Genomic DNA, 19,067 nt, shown 5'->3' with positions numbered 1-19,067 from the left:
CTCGAGTCAATTAAGGAGACATGACATGAGCAAACCCCTCGAAGGCATCAAGATCATCGACTTCACGCACGTGCAAGCCGGCCCGGCCTGCACCCAGTTGCTGGCATGGTTCGGTGCGGACGTGATCAAGGTGGAGCGCCCGGGTTCGGGCGACGTGACGCGTAATCAACTGCGCGACATTCCCGAGGCCGACGCGCTGTACTTCACGATGCTCAACAGCAACAAGCGCTCGCTGACGCTGGACACGAAGACGCAGGAAGGCAAGGAAGTGCTGGAGAAGCTGGTGCGTGAATCGGACGTGCTGGTGGAAAACTTCGCACCGGGCGCGCTGGACCGCATGGGCTTCACGTGGGAACGCCTGAACGAACTGAACCCGAAGCTGATCGTGGCATCGGTGAAGGGCTTCTCGGACGGTCACCACTACGAAGACCTGAAGGTCTACGAAAACGTGGCGCAGTGCGCCGGTGGTGCCGCCTCGACGACGGGCTTCTGGGACGGTCCTCCCACGGTGTCGGCCGCAGCACTGGGCGACAGCAACACGGGTATGCACCTGGCGATCGGTATTCTGACGGCGCTGATCGGTCGCGGCCAGACGGGCCGTGGTCAGAAGGTGGCCGTGTCGATGCAAGATTCGGTCATCAACCTGTGCCGCGTGAAGCTGCGCGACCAGCAACGTCTGGACCGTGTCGGTTTCCTGGAAGAGTATCCGCAGTACCCGCACGGCGAGTTCAGCGACGTGGTGCCCCGTGGCGGTAACGCCGGCGGCGGCGGCCAACCGGGCTGGGTGCTGAAGTGCAAGGGCTGGGAAACGGACCCGAACGCTTACATCTATTTCACGATTCAGGGCCACGCCTGGGAACCGATCTGCCGCGCACTGGGCAAGCCGGAGTGGATCAGCGATCCGAACTACGCCACGGCGCAAGCCCGTCAGCCGCACATCTTCGACATCTTCAAGACGATCGAAGAATGGCTCGCCGACAAGACGAAGTTCGAAGCAGTGGACATCCTGCGCAAGTTCGATATTCCTTGCGCACCGGTGCTGTCGATGAAGGAAATCGCGAACGATCCGTCGCTGCGCGCGTCGGGCACGATCGTGGAAGTGCCGCACAAGGAACGTGGTTCGTACCTGACGGTCGGCAGCCCGATCAAGTTCTCGGGCCTGAAGCCGGAAATCACGGGTTCGCCGCTGCTGGGCGAGCACACGGAAGAGATTCTGGCCGAGCTGGGCTACAGCAAGGATCAGATTGGCAAGCTGCATACCGCCAAGGCGATCTAAGCGGTTGTTGTGAACTGACGTAGGTCGTTGTGCAGGTGCCGCACCTTTTTCGGGGGCGGCACCTTTTGTCGCTTTTTCGGGACCGTATTGTCTTTTGATTCATGTATTTTTGTGGCATGTTTTAGCAACAGAAAATCATCCCCCATAGAACAGCAGGAGACACCATGAGTGCATCGGTGGACGTAGCGCAGTTGGTTCAGGTCGTCGGCGACGCGATCGTCGTGGCCGACCCGGAAAACATCATCACGTTGTGGAATCCGGGTGCGGAAAAGATGTTTGGCTTCTCGGCGGCAGAGGCCTTGGGCCAGCCGCTGGACATCATCATTCCGGAGCGGCTGCGTCATCGCCACAACGAGGGCTATGAAAAGACCATGGCCACGGGGCAGACGAAGTACGGCAGCGATTTGCTAAAGGTGCCTGCGACGCACAAAGACGGCCGCGCGATGTCGATTGCCTTTACCGTGGCGCTGTTGCGCGATGCGCAGGGGCAGGTGAGCGGTATCGTCGCCGTCATTCGCGACGAGACCGCACGCTTTCAGGAAGACCGGCAGCTACGCAAGCGTATTGCCGAGTTGGAAGGAAAGGTCGCTGCAAGCTGAGTCCGTTGCCAGCGTCAGCGGGCAGCGCAGACGCGAGGCAGCGTATTAGGCCGGTTGGTCGACGGCGATGTCATGGGCTTGTTGCGTTTCGGACGTTTTTGTCATTGCGGCTAGTGCCGGCAGCCCAGTCAATGCTGCACTGGCCCTGAGGCGTATGCGCGTCAGTGATTGCGCCATGCCGTCAATGACGCCGTCATCAACAAAATCTTCCCGAATGACGGCGTAGTGCGGATGCGAAGGGTCGTTGAGGGCCTGTTCGAAACGCTCGCCGAGAGAGGCTTTGTTGACGCCGGGCCGTGTGTAAATCCGATCGGCGAGATCGGCAACGGCTTCACAGGCGTTCTCGAGTTCGATACTTAGCGCGGGCATAACGATCGGCGGAATCGGCGTATTCCATGTCCTGTCCAACAGTTCGACGATTCTCGGGACGATGGCGCGCTGGAACGGTGCGTAGGCGCATGTCTTGCTGCATTCATACAACACATCCAGCAAACCCTCGAGCCTCTCCACGAGACTCTCTTCAGAAAACGTGCCGGGGTAACCGCCGGCATAACTCGCTGCGTCCAGCCCCATGTCGTCCCTGAGCGCGAGCAGTCCTGGATTCGACCTGACGAGAAGTGCTGCAATATCGCCACGCTTTTTTGCCATCGCGAGGTGAAGTGCGGTGGCACCGCCATGGGGGTGATCGCTGGGCAGCGTCGCATCGATGGACTCGCCGGCTTTGATCAGCGCGCGAATACCCTCGGACCGGAGTCCGATTTGGAGTGCCCAAAGCATGGTCGGCAGATGTTTTGCCAGACTTGGGCACCCCATCGACCGCAGCCCGGCAATCACCGCTGCCAAACGCGCCTCATGCGCTGCGTTGGAAATGAATCGGTGGTCCGGAACAGCCTCGGAGTACGCGAGCAGGGCACGTAGCAGCGTCATCTGAGGGGCCAAAAGCGCCCGGCTGGCAGCGTTGTCTCGCTGCACTTGTGCCGGCGGACCGACGCGCACGTTGGCGATGTCGTGTCCTAGCATTTGCAGCGCCAGCATGGCGCGCTCGTCAGGGAGCGGGGCCGACGACGACACATGTTGCGTGCCGGTGGGCGTGATCCAATCGACCAGCGCCGAGGGTTGTGGAAAGCGCTGAAGTGTCGTCCATAACGAGTATTCGGAGCCCTTCGAGAGGTCGAGCAGCCGTTGCGCATGCGCTGACGACAATCCCGTCGCAGCGACATCGGAGTGCTGCCATTCGGCGACAGGCTTGACGCACAAGCGCGCGATTGCGATACGTTGCGCGTTATTGCGCACGACGGTCCGATCGGCATGGCGTGCGAGCATCGGTTCGATCTGAAGACGCATATTGGTATCGCGCCGTCTCGTGGTTTCCGTGATGGATTCGTGCACATGGCCGTTGTTGGTAGCGACCCAGAGCGACTGGAGATCGAGCACCTCGAGATGGGCGCAAATGTTGGCATGCACATCGACGGGCAGATCATGGATTTCCAGCGATGAAGGCGCCGCCACTAGCGAGGGCGCTGGTGCGGTATCGGCGGTCGTCGCCATGAATCGATTCAATCTGCCGAGCGCGCCATTCACGTCTTGCCGCGCGACGCCTGTGTCGTCGCTATCACTTTCACTATCGGTATCGGTATCGTCCGAGCTGTCGATAGCGGCCCCGCAATCGTGCGGCGCATTCGTCAGCAGCCACGCCTTGGTCGAGTCGATGGCGCGGATCACACTGGCGTGGAGCGGCTCGACCAGCGACGATTCGCGAGTGGTTTCAAGATGCGTGAGCGTTGCGTGGGCGATCGAGGCGGCCGCGCGTGGCGCGACGCCGGTATCCGTCAAGAAGTGATGTGCGATGTCGCAAAGGCGGGCGATCGAGGCGTTGTCCGTCAATGGCGCGACCCGCTGCGGGCTTGCCGCTGGCTGGAATGCCTCGGGCGCTGCGAGCGACAGGTTGCACATGCGCCAGAGTTCCTTAAGGAAGGGATCACCGGTGAACGCACGATGGGGGAGCGTCAGGTAGTCGGCAGGCGCACGTCCGGCATGGTCGAGGATGTGGGGGGCGGCCCCCTCTCGCAAGAGCAGCGAAATGATCGAAATATCCCGGCGAGCCATCGCGAGGTGCAGCGGCGTCGCCCCGGCATAGGGGTGTGAGATCGGCATGCGATGGGTCAATAGCGCGGGGTCGGCGCTCACCAGCGTGCGAATGACCACCTCACGCATGCCGTAGTGAACTGCCATACACAGTAGCGGGGCGTCTTTGCTAGGCGTTTGACACCCGATGTTGATCAGTCCCCGAACGGAGGAAGCCGCAAGTGCGACGTGTTGCGGTTCCAATGCGGCGACCGATCGCTGCATGAGCAGCAAATAGAGACTGAGCGTGGGTATGACCCGGCGTTCGGTCGCGTTGGGTTGACCGGGCGCCGACGTCGGGTAATGGTCGACGGTCGTCGTGTGCAGGCGGCTTCCGAACATTTGAAACAACCGCATGAGGCGCTCGTCGGGTGGTGTAGACGGTGACGGCGCCTCACGGTGCGGAAACCAAAAATAGAAACTGTGGTTATTCGGATGCGCCGACAACATTTGCCATACCGTCGTCGATGCTCCGGCGGGCTGCGGCACATTCCATAAATCGATCATGCGACGGCTTTCAGACGGCGTCATCCCGGTGCTGCAAAGCAGGTCGGGCGACCAGTCGGAAGGTGGCGTCACGCAGACTTCGGCGATGGCCGAACGCTGCTGGGCGTTGCGAAGCGGCGTGCCGTTGGGCGCCGCAAATCGGTGCATCAAACCGAGGCTCACGGCGCTGTCGCCTGCGCGTACGGCCTGGCGGATTCTGTCATGGAGTGCCGGGTCGTTGTTGCTCGTCCAAAGCGCGAGCAGTTCGTTGGCAGATTGTTGGCGCAGGTGCGCGATGTCCTGAGGGGCGAGGTTGGGGGAAGTGTTTTGTACGTGCGAAATGGCTTGCATAGGAGCTATTGCGTTGGAGGAAAGCGGAGGTGAATTGCGTGGGCGACGAGCCGGCGTGGCGTGGGTCAACGCGGGTCAGATCGCTGGCGGCATCTGGCGCAGGCCGTTGAGTCGTTTCATCAGGTGCTTGATCTTTACGCCCGTGCCACGGCGCCGGTCGTCGCGCCGGGCGGCACTTTTGAGCTCGGCGATCAACGCATCGCCCACGGCCGGCGCACCGTCGTGCGCTTTGTTAAAGAGGGCATCGCGCAATGCGGCGGGTGACGGGCCAAGACGGTCGAGCACGTCTTGGAACGCGTCGAGATCGTCGGGAACGAGGAGCGTGCACGCCATATCGATCAGATGCGTTGCAACTTGGGTGATGACGTGACGCCTCGCCAGCGGGTCGATGTCGACACCTGCCCATTGCAATTTTTCGATGGCGTGCGCCATGTTGCGCAGGCAGACGAGCGGCGCGGTATGGCGCGCACCCACCCACATGAACGGTGTTTTGCCGAGCGCGTCACGTGCATTGACGTCGGCGTCGGCGGCGATGAGGGCGGTCATCGCCTCGCCGTTTCCGTTGGCGCAGGCGAAGTGAAGCGCCGTGGCGCCTGCGAAGCGGGCATTCGCAGGCACGCGATCGTTTACGTCGCAGTTCGCGCTCAACAGCGCGTCCATCGTGGTCCGGCTGTAATTCCATTGCGCGCAGGCGCACAGCGCAGGCATGCCGCCGATGGAAAAGTCGCAGCCCAACGCCTTCAGGCCACGCATTAAAGAATGCGTCGACTTCTTACCCTCCGGACTCAAGTAGCATTGCCCGCCGGGCGGGTTCAGCCGTGTCAGGGCGGCCCTCAATAGGGCGCGCTCGGCCGCTGGCATCGACGACGATGCAATCGTTGCCGAGGCAATGTCGTACCCCACCATTTGCAGTGCCAGTAAAGCGCGTTCATCCGGCAGACACTTCGGATCCTGAGAAAAATACCCGATTGAGTTGGCCCACTTATGGAGCAGCGTGGATGGGTCGGGGAATTCTTTCAGCGTTTCCCAAAGCCAAGGCGCGGAACTGTTCACCGATCGGTCGACGGAAAGATCGATCAGCCGTTGGGCATTGACTTCACTCAGGCCGGCCGTTCTCAACTGATCCACCCGCCACCATTCCGGCGGTATGACCAACAACTTGGCGATAGCGTCTTGCTGCTGCCTGTCTCTGACGGGATGCCCGCCGGGCATTGCCGCCAGTATCGGGGCCAGTTGTGCACCGACCTGGCCATCGCGAGCACATGCCGCGAGTTCTACCGCGCCGCGCACCGAAGCGTTTTGAGCGCTTATCCATAGCCTGCGCATGTCTTCCACGCCCAGATTGGTGAATATCAACGTTCGCATTTCGGTGGGAAGCGAACAGAGCGCCGAGGCGGCGCCGGAGGCATTCAGCGGATTCATGCGATTCGAGAGCATCCATTCAGCGGGTCAGGGAGGCGGATGCTACGGACCCACTCGATCGATCGCTGTCGGAAATCTCGCGCGGATTGTGTTTCGCCGCAGGGGCTAGGTCATACCCCATCCATGCTTATTTATATATTTTGAATTCAATATATCAGCGGATGCGCACGTCTTATCGTCGACCGTTGCGAGAGGGCATCGACCGTCGCTGCATGCCTGTAAACCCCTACGGAGCATTTCGCAAGTCGTCATTGTTGCGACGCAAATCTTTAATAAATCAGCCGCTTAAGGCGATTTAAGCCATCAAATGCCGCAGCACAGCAAATCGCATCGGCAACAAATAGCCGTTGATAAAATATCGTGTATGAAATACTGTATATCACAGTAAGTTCATTGCATAAGCGCGTTCCAAGCGCATACCAAAATAAACGGCCGCTGCTGCCGTGCCCGAGGAGGAGACAACCATGTCGTCTGTAGCCATCGAACGTCCGCAATCCGACCAACCCACTGTCGTCTCTTCGCCGGCCGCAGCGGCGCAGACGATGCACGCCTAAGAACGGGAGTCGATCATGAGCAAGGCACTCGAAGGCGTGCGCATCCTCGACTTCACGCACGTGCAGTCGGGCCCCACCTGCACGCAGTTGCTGGCGTGGTTCGGCGCAGACGTGATCAAGATCGAACGCGCCGGCCATGGCGACGTCACGCGCGATCAATTGCGCGATATCCCCGACGCCGACAGCCTGTACTTCACGATGCTCAACAGCAATAAGCGTTCGATCACGCTCGACACCAAGCACCCGGAAGGCAAGGCGGTGCTGGAGCGCATGATTCGCGACTGCGATGTGCTGGTGGAGAACTTCGCGCCGGGCGCGCTCGATCGCATGGGCTTCACGTGGGAACACATCCACTCGCTGAACCCGCGCATGATCGTGGCCTCGGTGAAAGGCTTCGGCCCCGGCCCGTATCAGGACTGCAAGGTCTACGAGAACGTGGCGCAGTGCGTGGGCGGTGCCGCCTCGACGACGGGCTTCGACGATGGCCCGCCGATGGTGACGGGCGCGCAGATCGGTGACTCGGGCACGGGCTTGCATCTGGCACTGGGCATCGTCACGGCGCTGTACCAGCGCACGATGACCGGTCAAGGCCAACGCGTGCTGGCAGCCATGCAAGACGGTGTGCTGAATCTGTGCCGCGTGAAGCTGCGCGATCAGCAACGTCTTGAACGCACGAATGTGATGGAAGAGTACCCGCAATACCCGAACGGTCAGTTCGGCGATGCGGTGCCCCGCGCAGGCAACGCGTCAGGCGGCGGTCAACCCGGCTGGATCGTGAAGTGCAAGGGCTGGGAGACGGACCCGAACGCTTACATCTACTTCATTACGCAAGCGCCGGTGTGGGGCTCGATCTGCAAGGTGATTGGCAAGCCGGAGTGGGTGGAACATCCGGAATACGCCACGCCGCGCGCGCGCCTGCCGCGGCTGCGCGAGATCTTCGACACGATCGAACTCTGGACGATGACCAAGACGAAGTTCGAGGTCATGAACATTCTCAATGAGTACGACATTCCGTGCGGCCCGATTCTTTCGATGAAGGAAATCGCCGAGGACATGTCGCTGCGCGAGACGGGCACGATCGTGGAAGTGGATCACCCGAAGCGCGGCAAGTACCTCACGGTGGGCAACCCGATCAAGCTTTCCGACAGCCCGACGCACGTGGAACGCTCGCCGCTGCTCGGCGAACACACGGACGATGTGCTCTCGGAGTTCGGTTATAGCTCGCAGCAGATCGCGGCACTGCGCGAAGTCGGCGCAGTGTGAATGACCTCAAGAAGTCGCGTCCGGCGCGCGCATGCTCAGGTGTGCCGCGTCGCCGGACCGTTACCGGAATGGCAAACGCATGAAGCTCTGGACCCGTTTCAAGACCGCCCACGGCCGCATCGGCTTTGGCCTTCTCAAGGGCGACCAAATCCTCGAACACCGCGGCAGCCTCTACGACGCGCCGATCGCCACGGGCGCCACGATCGCGCGCGACTCGGTCGATCTGCTGTGCCCGTGCGAGCCGTCGAAGATCGTCGCGCTGTGGAACAACTATCACGCGCTCGGCGCGAAGCTCGGCAAGGCCGCGCCCTCGCACCCGCTCTTTCTCATCAAGCCTGCCACGACACTGCTCGGCCCGAACGAGGTGATTCGCCGTCCCGCCGCGTATGCGGGGAAGATCGTCTTCGAGGGCGAGCTGGGCATCGTGATCGGCAAGCGTACGAGCAACGTCAGCGTGGAAGCGGCGCGCGATCACATCCTCGGCTACACGCTGGTCAACGACGTTACGGCCGCTGAAATCATCGGCGAAGACGAGAACTTCGCGCAGTGGACCCGCGCGAAGGGCTACGACACGTTCGGCTGTATCGGCCCGGTGATCGCGCAGGATTTCGACTGGCGCGAAGCGGAACTGGTCACGCAACTGGACGGCACGGAACGCCAGCGCTATCCGCTCGCAGACATGATCTTCAACCCGTGGGAGCAGGTCTCGCGCATCTCGCAAGACATGACGCTGCTGCCCGGCGATGTGATCGCCGTGGGCACGTCGGTCGGCGTGGGCTCGATGAAGGAAGGCCAGTTGGTGGAAGTGAGCATCGACGGCCTGGGCACGCTCGCCAACCGCATGGGCTGATGCACTGATTTCACGGTGGTCGGCCGGGGTGGCAATGGCCTGAGTCGATCGCCCTTTTTCATTCGGCAGTCCGGCAATTCGCGAGGCGTATCGCGCGAACGGCCGGACTGCCGCATGCATCCGTGGATATCAGCGAGCGGTGTCGGATCTGTCCGGACGGTCAGCCGCTTCGGGCGGCGGCAGCGGGCTCTTGTAAGCCATCATGCCGTCGATCAGGGCCGCGCCCTCGGTGAGCAGGAACTGGCGGAACGCGTGGGCGACGGGTGGCAGGCGCTTGCTGCGCCGATGCACGATGTACCAGCTCTGCCATGCCGGAAAGCCCTGCACGTCGAGTACGACGAGGTTGCCGGTCTGAAGCTCCATGCCGACGGTGTGGGCCGACAGGAACGAGACGCCCATGCCGGCAATCACGGCCTGCTTGATGGTCTCGGTGCTCGATATTTCCATCGCAATCTGCAACTGCGACATGCGATGGCCGAAGGCGTCCTGCATCGAGTTCCACGTGTCGGAGCCGCGCTCGCGACAGATGAACGGCTCGGCCGCCAAGCGTGCAAACGCTATCTGCCGAAGTCCGGCGAGGGCATGGTCGGGCGGCGCAACGATGACGTAGGGGTGCGGCGCGAAAACTTCGTTGACGGTATCGATCTCGTGGGGCGGGCGCACCATCACGGCCAGATCGGTCAGGTTTTCGGTCAGTTGGTGCAGCAGTTCCTCGCGGTTGTGCACCGTGAGGTTGAGGGTAATGCCGGGATGCTGAGCGGTGAAGGCGGCCAGCACGCGCGGAAAGAAGTAATCGCCCGCACTGATGACGGCCACGTTGAGCTTGCCGCCGGTAATGCCTTTGAGGTGATCCATTGCCTCTTCGGTTTCGCGAAAGAGGGCAATGATGGCGCGGCTGTAATGCAGCATTTCGCTACCCGCCGGCGTGAGAAAGATCTTCTTTCCGAGCTGTTCGAATAGCGGCAGCCCGGCGTGCGTCTCGAGTTGCTTGACCTGGGTCGAGACGGCCGGTTGCGTGAGGTGGAGTTCTTCGGCGGCGCGCGAGAAGCTCAGATGGCGCGCCACAGCTTCGAAGACCTTCAACTGGCGGAGCGTGGCGTTTTTCATGCGATGAAGTATAAGCAATCGTAGATGGTTTGCATAATTAACTTTAACTGTCTTTTATAGGTGGGGCTGCGTAATCTGCAATGGCAGCCCGCATGACAGAAGCGTGAACGAGGAGGGAATAAAAACCACCCGATCACGCACGGTACAGGCGGGTCCGCGTGTTCTGGAGACGATCACTGATTTGGGAGAGCGCCATCATGTCTGTCATCGAAACGCATATCAAACCCGCCGCCCTGGCCCCGGTTGCCAATGCCCATCTGCATGCGTTCAACAACGCGTTTGTCGAGTTGGGTCTCGACTGGCACTGGGATCACCCCACCTACCACTGGTTGTTGCGCACGACGGGCAACGACGACCTGCCGCTGGCCTATCTCGAAGGGGTGTCGGCGCAAGCGCTGCGCCATGCCGAACTGGTGCTGATCGGCGCGTATCTCGATGGGCATCAGCCGCACCTGCTGCGTGCCTACGAACCGGAATTTCTGTGTGACCTGATTCACTGCACGAAGGTGCGCTGCTTCGAAGCGGCCAATGAAGGACGTTCGATGCAACCGCCGCGCTCCGTGCTGGCCTGAGTTTTACAACACGACAGGGGCCCAGACCCCGAGACAATAACCATGCATATTGGCATTCCGAAGGAGACGGTCGGCGGCGAATCCCGCGTCGCGGCCACACCGGAAACGGTGAAGAAGCTGGTAGGCGCAGGGCATCGCGTCACCGTAGAACGAGGTGCAGGCGATTCGGCCAGCGTTCCCGATGCGGCGTATGTCGCGGCGGGTGCTGCGACCGGGAGTGCGGCTGACGCATTCGGCGCGGAACTCGTGCTGAAGGTACGCGCACCGTCGATTGCCGAAGTCGGCCAGATCGCGCGTGGCGCGGCCGTGGTCGGCATGCTCAACCCGTTCGATGCCGAGAACAACGCCCGCATGGCGGCCGCCGGCATCATCGGCTTCGCACTGGAAGCCGCGCCGCGTACCACGCGTGCGCAAAGCATGGACGTGCTGTCTTCACAGGCCAACATTGCCGGTTACAAGGCCGTGATGCTGGCCGCCAATCTGTATCAGCGTTTCATGCCGATGCTGATGACGGCGGCCGGTACGGTCAAGGCCGCGCGTCTCGTTGTGCTCGGAGCCGGTGTCGCGGGCCTGCAAGCCATCGCTACGGCCAAGCGTCTGGGCGCAGTGATTGAAGCGTCGGACGTGCGTCCGGCGGTTCGGGAACAGATCGAATCGCTCGGCGCCAAGTTCATCGACGTGCCGTTCGAAACCGATGAAGAGCGCGAGATCGCCAAAGGCGTGGGCGGCTACGCTCGCCCGATGCCTGCGGCTTGGCTCGCCCGCCAATCGCAGCTCGTGCATACGCGTCTGACGCAAGCGGACATTGTCATCTCCACCGCGTTGATCCCGGGGCGTGCTGCGCCGACGCTGATCGCGGAAGACACCGTCAAAGCCATGAAGCCGGGCTCGGTCATCATCGACCTCGCCGCAGGGCGTGGTGCCAACGGCGGCGGCAATTGCCCGCTGTCGGTGGCCGACGAGATCGTGAAGGTACACGGCGTGACGATTGCCGGTTACACGAACCTCGCAGGCATGGTCGCGGCTGACGCGTCGGCCCTGTATGCGCGCAACGTGCTCGACTTCCTCAAGCTGGTGATCGATAAGGAAAACAAGCTCGTCATCGATACCAACGACGACATCGTCGCAGCGTGCCTGATGTGCCGCGACGGCCAAGTCCTGCGCGCCGCTTAAGGGGGAGACATAAGAATGGAAATGATCAATCACACGGTGATCAATCTGATCATCTTCGTGCTGGCGGTGTACGTCGGCTATCACGTGGTGTGGAACGTCACACCGGCACTGCACACGCCGCTGATGGCGGTCACGAACGCCATTTCGGCCATCGTGATCGTGGGTGCCATGCTCGCGGCGGGCCTGACGGAAGGCGGTCTGGGCAAGACGATGGGTGTCGTGGCGGTGGCACTGGCAGCGGTGAACGTGTTCGGGGGCTTCCTCGTCACGCAGCGCATGCTCGAGATGTTCAAGAAGAAAGACAAGGCGCCCGCTAAGGCCGCTAATGGTTCGGCCGCAAAGGGAGCCCACTGACATGAGCATGAATCTTGTGACGCTGTTGTATCTGGTCGCGTCGATCTGTTTCATTCAGGCGCTCAAGGGCCTGTCGAATCCGAGAATGGCACGTCGCGGTAACGCGTTCGGCATGATCGGCATGGCCATCGCGGCCGTCACCACGATTGCCCTGATTTACGAGTTGCGCAAGCTTTCGGGCGGTAACTACTCGGGCCTCGGCCTGATCCTCGCGGGTCTCGTTGTGGGTGGCGGTATCGGTGCTTACGTTGCTCGCAAGGTCGAGATGACGAAGATGCCGGAACTGGTCGCAGCGATGCACTCGTTGATCGGTCTCGCGGCAGTGTGTATCGCGGTCGCCGCCGTCGCGGAACCGGCTGCGTTCGGTATCGTGGCTGCGGGTGAGGCGTTGCCGCCGGGTAACCGCATCGAGCTGTTCATCGGCACGTTTGTCGGCGCCATCACGTTCTCGGGCTCGGTCATCGCGTTCGGCAAGCTCTCGGGCAAGTACAAGTTCCGTCTGTTCCAAGGCGCACCGGTGGTCTTCAAAGGCCAGCACATGGTGAATCTGGCGCTGGCGATTGCGATGCTGGCCTTCGGCGGTGCGTTTTTCGTCTCGCAAAGCTGGACGCCGTTCGTCGCCATGACGGCCATCGCCTTCGTGCTGGGCGTACTGATCATCATCCCGATTGGCGGCGCAGACATGCCGGTGGTCGTGTCGATGCTGAACTCGTATTCGGGCTGGGCTGCCGCCGGTATCGGCTTCTCGCTGAACAACCCGATGCTGATCATTGCAGGCTCGCTGGTGGGTTCGTCGGGTGCGATTCTGTCGTACATCATGTGCAAGGCCATGAATCGCTCGTTCTTCAACGTGATTCTCGGCGGCTTCGGCGCACAGGCAGGTGCTGCGGCCGCAGGCGGCGAACAGCAGCAACGTCCGGTGAAATCGGGCTCGCCCGACGACGCCGCGTTCCTGATGAGCAACGCGGAATCGATCGTGATCGTGCCGGGTTATGGCTTGGCAGTTGCACGTGCCCAGCACGCGCTCAAGGAACTGACCGACAAGCTGGTGGAGAAGGGCGTGACCGTGCGTTATGCCATTCACCCGGTGGCGGGCCGCATGCCGGGTCACATGAACGTGCTGCTCGCAGAAGCCGAAGTCCCCTACGATCAAGTGCTTGAGATGGACGAGATCAACGGTGAGTTCGGTCAGACCGACGTGGTGCTCGTGCTCGGCGCGAACGACGTGGTGAACCCGTCGGCCAAGAACGATCCGCAATCGCCGATTGCCGGCATGCCGATTCTCGAAGCCTACAAGGCCAAGACGATCATCGTGAACAAGCGTTCGATGGCCGCCGGTTACGCCGGGCTGGATAACGAACTGTTCTATCTCGACAAGACGATGATGGTGTTCGGCGACGCGAAGAAGGTGGTCGAAGAGATGGTCAAGGCGGCGGCCTGACGCAGCAGGGGTCTCGGGGCGCGCCGGCTTCAACGGCGCGCCAGCGCCACTGCGGTGGCTGGTTTGCTTACTTACTGGCAGGGCACTAGCACATGAACGTATCGCTGAGACAACTCAAGGTCTTCATGGTCGTGGCGCGCAGCAAGAATTTCAGCCGCGCGGGCGCCGAGATCGGCCTGACACAACCGGCCATCAGCCGTTGCATCAACGAACTGGAAGCCCAACTGGGCCTGCGGCTCGTGGATCGCACCACGCGAGAAGTTTCGCTGACCGACGCCGGTGTGACGCTCGCGGGCAGTCTCGATCGCGTACTCGACGAACTGGAAATCGCACTGCTGCAAACGCACGGTGCCGAAGCCCGCACCACGGGCAGGGTCCGTGTCGGCGCCGCCCCGACGATCTCCGCAACGCTCATGCCGCGTGTGCTACTCGCCTCGCAGGCGACGTATCCGGACATCGCGCTCGCACTCGTCGACCAGATGCAACGCGCCGTGCTCGACAGCGTGCGCGCGGGCGATGTGGACTTCGGTATTGTCGTCGCCCCGCAAGGCGCTGACGATCTCTATACCGAACTGCTCATGAGCGAGCCGTTCTGTCTGGTCTGCCGCACCGATCACCCGCTCGCGACGCAAGCGGCGGTGCATTGGTCGGAGCTGTCAGGTGAAAATCTGGTGCTGCTCAATCAGGGCTCGGGCAGCCGTCCACTGATCGACCGCGCACTGACGACGCAGAAAGTGCAGGGCACCATCACGCAGGAGCTGGGGCATGTGAGCACCATCTTCCGCATGGTGCAGGAAGGGCTGGGTGTCAGCATCCTGCCGCCGTTTGCGCTGCCGCTGCCGGAGAATTCGACGCTGGCCGTGCGCCCGCTGCTGCCGGCATTCGAGCGGGCCATCGTGCTCGCACGCCGCAAGAACCGCTCGCTCTCGCCAGTCGCGCAGACGACGTGGGAATTGATCCATCGCGTCGTACGCGAACGCAATGGGCAACTGCGTGGCGACGCTCAGGCGTTCGTGACCGCTGCGACGGCCGCGACGGCTGCCACTGCCGCGACCGCTGCTGAAGCAGCCGGCGGCAAGGCCTGAAAACTTCATCTTTCGTGGCGCGTGTTCCGCGCGCCACTTCCGCTGAAAGTTAGCGGACACTTCGATGATGCCGATGGCGTCAGGCTGACCGCGGCCGCGCATTCCACCCGCATTCCTAATCAAATCAAAGATTTGCCATCGCTTTGTGCGGGGTTGTCCACAGGCTTGTGAACAAAATCTGTGGATAAGCTTGGCGCTTCGAGTGCGGCGCGAACCTGCCGTACGAACGCCTTTGCGAGCTGCGACGGCGGGTGCTGAAGCGAGGTCACGGCCGAGAACGTCGACAGGACCTGCGGCACAAACGGTCTGACTTCGACGCGCTGCGTCGCGAACGACGCGGTGATGCCGTCGATGATCGAGACACCCGCGCCATGCTCCACAAGCGTGCAAATGGCGGCGGAGAGTTGCGACTCTGCACTCATGACGCGATCCACACCATGTTCGGCAAACACGCGGTCGATATCGAGCCGCGCATCCGATTCAGTGGGATAGGACACGAACGCTTCACCACGCAAATCTTCCGGCGTGATGACCTCTCGCGCGGCGAGCGGATGCCCCTTCGGCAGCACGCATCGCATCGGTACCCGCAGCAACGGCTGCACCTGCAAGCCCGGGTGGGTGAGCGGGTGCGCGACGAAGCCGACATCGCAACGGCGGCCGAGCACCATATCGACCACGATGTTCGACGCATGCACGAGCAGGGTGGTGTTGATGCCCGGGTGTTCGCGCAGAAAACGGGTGAGTGTGATGGGCAGGAAGTCGAGTGCAATCGCGGGCGCACCGGCAATGTGCAGCGAGCCGCGCCGCAGCGACTTGATCTGTTCCGCCGTCTGCGCGATGCGCTCCATCCCGGCGAACGACCGCTCGACTTCATCGAACAGGACCAGCGCTTCGGGCGTCGGTTGCAGGCGTCCGTTGCTTCGGTCGAAGAGAGCGAACCCGACATCGGTTTCGAGATCGTTCAGCAGTCGGGTGACGGCAGGCTGCGAGACATGCAGCATCTGCGCGGCGCGCGTGACCGTCTGGCGCAGGATCACGGCGCGAAAGGCTTCAAGTTGGCGAATCTTCATGATCGGCGGGGGAACGGGGGAGCAGGGGGGAGCCGGTGACGTCGCCATAATATACAAACATACCGGTCGCAGAAAATGTGATTTGACGGACCCGCGCGCGTCAGCGATTCTTGGGTACTCTCAAATAAATCAAGACGCCCGCGCGAGATTTCGCAGCAGCGGCAAGCCATAACATCTGGCGTTGCCTGTTTTGCCCGCGTTGCCTGCATTAGCGGCCGTTTCCCCATCGATGCAAAAGACAAGCGAGATCGCCGTCATTGGCGGCGGGCTGGTCGGCATGGCCATCGCGTACGGGCTCGCCCGGCGTGGCGAGCCGGTCGTCGTGCTCGACGGTGCCGATGACGCGCTGCGCGCCGCGCGTGGCAACTTCGGCCTCGTGTGGGTGCAGGGCAAGGGCGCGAGTTGCCCGCCTTATGCCCGCTGGTCGTTGCATTCGGCAAATCGCTGGCAAGCGTTCGCCGACGAACTGGAAGCCCGCACGGGCGTGTCGGTCGGCTTCGAGCGTCCGGGGGGCTTCAACATCGCCGAGACGGCGCAGGAACTGGCTGCCAAGGCCGCCGTCATGCAGCAACTCAAAACCAGCGAGCCTGCCCTGACCTACGACGTGCTCGATCACGACGCGCTCGCCGAACGCATCCCCGCGATTGGCGATCACGTCGCCGGTGCGATCTACTCGCCGCACGATGGTCACGTCAGCCCGCTCTACACCTTGCGCGCGCTCTTTGCTGCCTTCGCGCAGGCGGGCGGCACGTACGTGCCGAATGCGCGTGTGACGAACATCACGCCGCGCGCCGGTGCGTTCCGGCTCGACGTCGAAGGCGGGCGCACGCTCGATGCCGGTCGCATCGTGCTCGCGGCGGGACTCGCCAATCGCGATCTCGCGCCGATGGTCGGGCTGTCGGCCCCCGTGCGCCCGATGCGCGGGCAGATTCTCGTGACGGAGCGCGTCGCGCCGTTCTTGTCGAACCCCACGATCTATGTCCGGCAGACGGTCGAGGGCTCGGTCATGCTGGGCGACTCGGCGGAAGACGTGGGCTTCGACGACGGTGTGACCCCCGACGTCATCGCCGATATCGCGCGCCGCGCCATCTCGCCGTTTCCGCTGCTGCGCAATGTGCGCGTCGTGCGTGCGTGGGGGGCGCTGCGCGTCATGACATCCGATGGCTTGCCGATTTACGAAGCGTCGCGCGACTGTCCCGGCGCGTTTCTCACGACCTGCCATAGCGGCGTGACGCTGGCCGCCGCGCATTGCGACACCATCGTGCCGTGGATCATGGGCGGCGAGCGTCCTGACCTTCTGGAGCCATTCCATGCCCAGCGATTCGCTGTTTAAGTCGCTCGCGCGCCACGATGGCGCGACGGTGCGCATCGTCATCGACGGCACACCGTACGATGCCCCGGCCGGTGCCAACGTGGCCGCCGCCATGCTGGCCGCAGGCGATACCGTTTGCCGCACCACGCCCGTGACGGGCGCGCCGCGCGCACCGTATTGCCTGATGGGCGTGTGTTTCGACTGTCTGGTGGAAATCGATGGCGTGCCCAATCGACAGGGCTGCATGACGCCCGTGCGCGACGGCATGCGCGTGCGCCGCATGCAAGGGGCGAGGGAGCTGGCATGACGGTGAAGACAGTTGACCTGCTCGTCGTCGGTGCCGGCCCTGCGGGGCTGGCGGCGGCGCTGGAAGCGAAGCGCCGCGGCCTCACGCCGCTGGTGATCGATGAGAACCCGCTGCCGGGCGGGCAGATCTATCGCAATGTCGGCGCGTCGCCGTTGGCTGACCCCGCGTTGCTCGGCGAAGACTATCTGTACGGCCACACGCTGGTACAGGCGTTCGAAGATGCGGATATCGCGTATTGGCCGCGCACGCTGGTGTGGCAGATCGGACAAGACCGGCGCGTGTTTGCGACCCGCGAAGGCGCAGGCACGTGGCAGATCGATGCGCGGGCGATTGTGCTGGCGGGCGGCGCGATGGAGCGTCCGTTCCCGATTCCCGGCTGGACGCTGCCCGGTGTGATGGGCGTGGGGGCCGCGCAAACGCTGCTCAAGTCGGCGGCGCTCGCGCCGCAACACGGGGCCGTGCTCGCGGGTTGCGGGCCGTTGCTCTACCTGTTCGCGTGGCAGTTGTTGCGCGCTGGCGTCCCTGTACGCGCAATTCTCGATACGACACAACGCAGTGCCCGACGCGACGCTTTGCGTCATCTTGGCGGCGCGTTGCGTGCACCGGGTTATCTCGCTAAAGGCATCAAGTTGCTACGCGCGATCCGGGCAGCAGGCGTCGAGCACGTGAAGGATGTCGAAGCGCTGCGCGTGCTTGGCAGCGCGGGCGGAGACCGGACGGAAGCCATCGAATACCGCGTGGCCGGGGTCGCTGGTGAATCAAGGCGCATCGACACGCCACTGGTGCTGTTGCATCAGGGCGTGGTGCCCAACACGCAGATCACGCGCTCGATCGGTTGCGAGCACGTGTGGCACGACGCGCAACTTTGCTGGGTGCCGCGCACCGATGCGTGGGGTGAGTCGAGCGTGCCGTGCATCTTCGTGGCTGGCGATGGTGGCGGTATTGCCGGGGCGCGCGCAGCGGAACCTTCAGGGCGGCTGGCTGCCTTGCAGGCGGCGCATGCGCTTGGCCGCATCGACACGTCACGTCGAGATTCGGCGGCATTCCCGTTGCGACGCGAACTCGCGCGCCACACGGCGATCCGGCCGTTTCTCGATGCGTACTATCGCCCGTCCGATGCCATGCGCCGGCCCGCCGACGACGATACGGTGGTGTGCCGCTGCGAAGAGGTCACGGCGGGCGACGTGCGGCACATGGCGGCGCTGGGATGTGTGGGCCCGAACCAGACGAAGTCATTCTCACGCTGCGGGATGGGGCCTTGTCAGGGACGCCTGTGCGGCCTGACAGTGGCAGAACTGCTCGCGCAGACGCAGGGACGCGAGGTGGCGGACGTGGGCTACTACCGCATCCGAGCGCCACTCAAACCTGTGATGCTTGGCGATCTGGCGATGGCAGTCCCTGCGCCGGCACAACCCGCCGAGCGACAGGAGTTTCCTCGCTGAGTTTGGGTTACGCATTCCCTGCATGCGGCATTGACCCCGCGCCAAACCTGTATTGAACCCTCACTGAACCCGGACTGAACTATTTCCCCTGTCTGGCTGCCGCCCGCGTACTTGACCGGCGCGTCGCGGCGGCCAGCTTTTTTCAGTGCGGCGTTGATGCTTCGGACGCCGTGGCATTGGCGGGGCAGTTCACTGCAATGTCATCGAGGTTGCGCTAGAATTCCTTTCATTCGCAGGTCGCGCTATACGCCGACGGCCTGACGATCTCTCTTCTCGTCA

Annotated in this window: 16 protein-coding genes; 12 read left to right on the top strand and 4 right to left on the bottom strand. The window is 62.8% G+C overall.

The window, feature by feature from the left end:
- The first annotated feature begins 25 nt into the window (after positions 1-25).
- Both frc (CDV46_RS14610) and CDV46_RS14605 read left to right on the top strand, forming a co-directional pair.
- Entirely contained in the window at positions 26-1,276 is a 1,251-nt protein-coding gene (gene frc, locus CDV46_RS14610) for a formyl-CoA transferase (protein ID WP_058379636.1), read from the top strand.
- Between the two features lie 164 nt (positions 1,277-1,440).
- On the top strand, positions 1,441-1,875 hold the full coding sequence (locus CDV46_RS14605) for a PAS domain-containing protein (protein WP_087723229.1): 435 nt from the start codon (positions 1,441-1,443) through the stop codon (positions 1,873-1,875).
- A 45-nt stretch (positions 1,876-1,920) separates the two neighbouring features.
- Here the strand turns inward: CDV46_RS14605 and CDV46_RS14600 are convergent, their stop codons facing one another.
- Positions 1,921-4,836: an ankyrin repeat domain-containing protein gene (locus CDV46_RS14600; protein WP_087723227.1), complete on the bottom strand. Its 2,916-nt coding sequence runs from the start codon at positions 4,834-4,836 to the stop codon at positions 1,921-1,923.
- A gap of 75 nt (positions 4,837-4,911) precedes the next feature.
- Positions 4,912-6,258, bottom strand: coding sequence for an ankyrin repeat domain-containing protein (locus CDV46_RS27430; RefSeq protein ID WP_087723225.1), 1,347 nt, complete (start codon positions 6,256-6,258; stop codon positions 4,912-4,914).
- A 569-nt stretch (positions 6,259-6,827) separates the two neighbouring features.
- Here CDV46_RS27430 and frc (CDV46_RS14590) point away from each other — a divergent pair.
- Together frc (CDV46_RS14590) and CDV46_RS14585 are read left to right on the top strand one after the other, a co-directional pair.
- Positions 6,828-8,075 carry a formyl-CoA transferase gene (gene frc / locus CDV46_RS14590; protein ID WP_058379634.1) on the top strand — a complete coding sequence of 416 codons (1,248 nt, stop codon included), beginning with the start codon at positions 6,828-6,830 and terminating at the stop codon, positions 8,073-8,075.
- A 79-nt stretch (positions 8,076-8,154) separates the two neighbouring features.
- A complete protein-coding gene (locus CDV46_RS14585) occupies positions 8,155-8,925 on the top strand; it encodes a fumarylacetoacetate hydrolase family protein (protein ID WP_087688424.1) in 771 nt (256 codons plus the stop codon).
- Between the two features lie 129 nt (positions 8,926-9,054).
- Here CDV46_RS14585 and CDV46_RS14580 read toward each other — a convergent pair whose 3' ends face one another.
- Positions 9,055-10,032, bottom strand: coding sequence for a LysR family transcriptional regulator (locus CDV46_RS14580; RefSeq protein WP_087688423.1), 978 nt, complete (start codon positions 10,030-10,032; stop codon positions 9,055-9,057).
- Positions 10,033-10,229: 197 nt separating this feature from the next.
- On the opposite strand from CDV46_RS14580, the gene CDV46_RS14575 reads away from it, so the two are divergent.
- The 5 genes from CDV46_RS14575 (at position 10,230) to CDV46_RS14555 (ending at position 14,657) form a co-directional block, all read left to right on the top strand.
- Positions 10,230-10,604: a hypothetical protein gene (locus CDV46_RS14575; RefSeq protein ID WP_058379631.1), complete on the top strand. Its 375-nt coding sequence runs from the start codon at positions 10,230-10,232 to the stop codon at positions 10,602-10,604.
- Between the two features lie 42 nt (positions 10,605-10,646).
- Positions 10,647-11,777, top strand: a complete 1,131-nt coding sequence (locus CDV46_RS14570; protein ID WP_058379630.1) for an NAD(P) transhydrogenase subunit alpha — start codon at positions 10,647-10,649, stop codon at positions 11,775-11,777.
- A 15-nt stretch (positions 11,778-11,792) separates the two neighbouring features.
- Positions 11,793-12,131, top strand: coding sequence for an NAD(P) transhydrogenase subunit alpha (locus CDV46_RS14565; RefSeq protein WP_087723223.1), 339 nt, complete (start codon positions 11,793-11,795; stop codon positions 12,129-12,131).
- Position 12,132: 1 nt separating this feature from the next.
- The gene (locus tag CDV46_RS14560; protein WP_087688420.1) at positions 12,133-13,572 is read left to right on the top strand and encodes an NAD(P)(+) transhydrogenase (Re/Si-specific) subunit beta; all 1,440 of its coding nucleotides are present in this window, start codon (positions 12,133-12,135) and stop codon (positions 13,570-13,572) included.
- 92 nt (positions 13,573-13,664) lie between these two features.
- A complete protein-coding gene (locus CDV46_RS14555; protein WP_246185564.1) occupies positions 13,665-14,657 on the top strand; it encodes a LysR family transcriptional regulator in 993 nt (330 codons plus the stop codon).
- Positions 14,658-14,776: 119 nt separating this feature from the next.
- On the opposite strand, the gene CDV46_RS14550 is transcribed toward CDV46_RS14555, so the two are convergent.
- Positions 14,777-15,727, bottom strand: coding sequence for a LysR substrate-binding domain-containing protein (locus CDV46_RS14550; RefSeq protein WP_254916059.1), 951 nt, complete (start codon positions 15,725-15,727; stop codon positions 14,777-14,779).
- Positions 15,728-15,956: 229 nt separating this feature from the next.
- Between CDV46_RS14550 and CDV46_RS14545 the strand changes: the two genes are divergently transcribed.
- Genes CDV46_RS14545 through CDV46_RS14535 form a run of 3 tightly spaced genes read left to right on the top strand, consistent with a single transcriptional unit; the run spans position 15,957 to position 18,788 of the window.
- The gene (locus CDV46_RS14545; protein WP_087723219.1) at positions 15,957-17,060 is read left to right on the top strand and encodes an NAD(P)/FAD-dependent oxidoreductase; all 1,104 of its coding nucleotides are present in this window, start codon (positions 15,957-15,959) and stop codon (positions 17,058-17,060) included.
- Positions 17,038-17,346, top strand: coding sequence for a (2Fe-2S)-binding protein (locus CDV46_RS14540; RefSeq protein ID WP_087688417.1), 309 nt, complete (start codon positions 17,038-17,040; stop codon positions 17,344-17,346). The genes CDV46_RS14545 and CDV46_RS14540 overlap by 23 nt, the downstream gene beginning before the upstream one ends.
- Complete coding sequence (locus CDV46_RS14535) at positions 17,343-18,788, top strand: FAD/NAD(P)-dependent oxidoreductase (RefSeq protein ID WP_087723217.1); 1,446 nt, start codon at positions 17,343-17,345, stop codon at positions 18,786-18,788. The genes CDV46_RS14540 and CDV46_RS14535 overlap by 4 nt, the downstream gene beginning before the upstream one ends.
- Positions 18,789-19,067: the final 279 nt, after the last annotated feature.

It is taken from the genome of Pandoraea sp. PE-S2T-3, from assembly GCF_002179965.1.
Taxonomy (GTDB): domain Bacteria; phylum Pseudomonadota; class Gammaproteobacteria; order Burkholderiales; family Burkholderiaceae; genus Pandoraea.
Note: the sequence above shows the minus strand (reverse complement) of the source record. Positions and strands in the feature narration are given on the sequence as shown.

What these genes read in the sequence shown, in the direction of transcription:
- frc (WP_058379634.1), top strand. Translation starts at nt 6,828, where the DNA reads ATGAGCAAGGCACTCGAAGGCGTGCGCATCCTCGACTTCACGCACGTG.
- CDV46_RS14545 (WP_087723219.1), top strand. Translation starts at nt 15,957, where the DNA reads ATGCAAAAGACAAGCGAGATCGCCGTCATTGGCGGCGGGCTGGTCGGC.
- frc (WP_058379636.1), top strand. Translation starts at nt 26, where the DNA reads ATGAGCAAACCCCTCGAAGGCATCAAGATCATCGACTTCACGCACGTG.
- CDV46_RS14570 (WP_058379630.1), top strand. Translation starts at nt 10,647, where the DNA reads ATGCATATTGGCATTCCGAAGGAGACGGTCGGCGGCGAATCCCGCGTC.
- CDV46_RS14560 (WP_087688420.1), top strand. Translation starts at nt 12,133, where the DNA reads ATGAGCATGAATCTTGTGACGCTGTTGTATCTGGTCGCGTCGATCTGT.
- CDV46_RS14605 (WP_087723229.1), top strand. Translation starts at nt 1,441, where the DNA reads ATGAGTGCATCGGTGGACGTAGCGCAGTTGGTTCAGGTCGTCGGCGAC.
- CDV46_RS27430 (WP_087723225.1), bottom strand. Translation starts at nt 6,258, where the DNA reads ATGAATCCGCTGAATGCCTCCGGCGCCGCCTCGGCGCTCTGTTCGCTT.
- CDV46_RS14575 (WP_058379631.1), top strand. Translation starts at nt 10,230, where the DNA reads ATGTCTGTCATCGAAACGCATATCAAACCCGCCGCCCTGGCCCCGGTT.
- CDV46_RS14540 (WP_087688417.1), top strand. Translation starts at nt 17,038, where the DNA reads ATGCCCAGCGATTCGCTGTTTAAGTCGCTCGCGCGCCACGATGGCGCG.
- CDV46_RS14600 (WP_087723227.1), bottom strand. Translation starts at nt 4,836, where the DNA reads ATGCAAGCCATTTCGCACGTACAAAACACTTCCCCCAACCTCGCCCCT.
- CDV46_RS14555 (WP_246185564.1), top strand. Translation starts at nt 13,665, where the DNA reads ATGAACGTATCGCTGAGACAACTCAAGGTCTTCATGGTCGTGGCGCGC.
- CDV46_RS14580 (WP_087688423.1), bottom strand. Translation starts at nt 10,032, where the DNA reads ATGAAAAACGCCACGCTCCGCCAGTTGAAGGTCTTCGAAGCTGTGGCG.
- CDV46_RS14550 (WP_254916059.1), bottom strand. Translation starts at nt 15,727, where the DNA reads ATGAAGATTCGCCAACTTGAAGCCTTTCGCGCCGTGATCCTGCGCCAG.
- CDV46_RS14535 (WP_087723217.1), top strand. Translation starts at nt 17,343, where the DNA reads ATGACGGTGAAGACAGTTGACCTGCTCGTCGTCGGTGCCGGCCCTGCG.
- CDV46_RS14565 (WP_087723223.1), top strand. Translation starts at nt 11,793, where the DNA reads ATGGAAATGATCAATCACACGGTGATCAATCTGATCATCTTCGTGCTG.
- CDV46_RS14585 (WP_087688424.1), top strand. Translation starts at nt 8,155, where the DNA reads ATGAAGCTCTGGACCCGTTTCAAGACCGCCCACGGCCGCATCGGCTTT.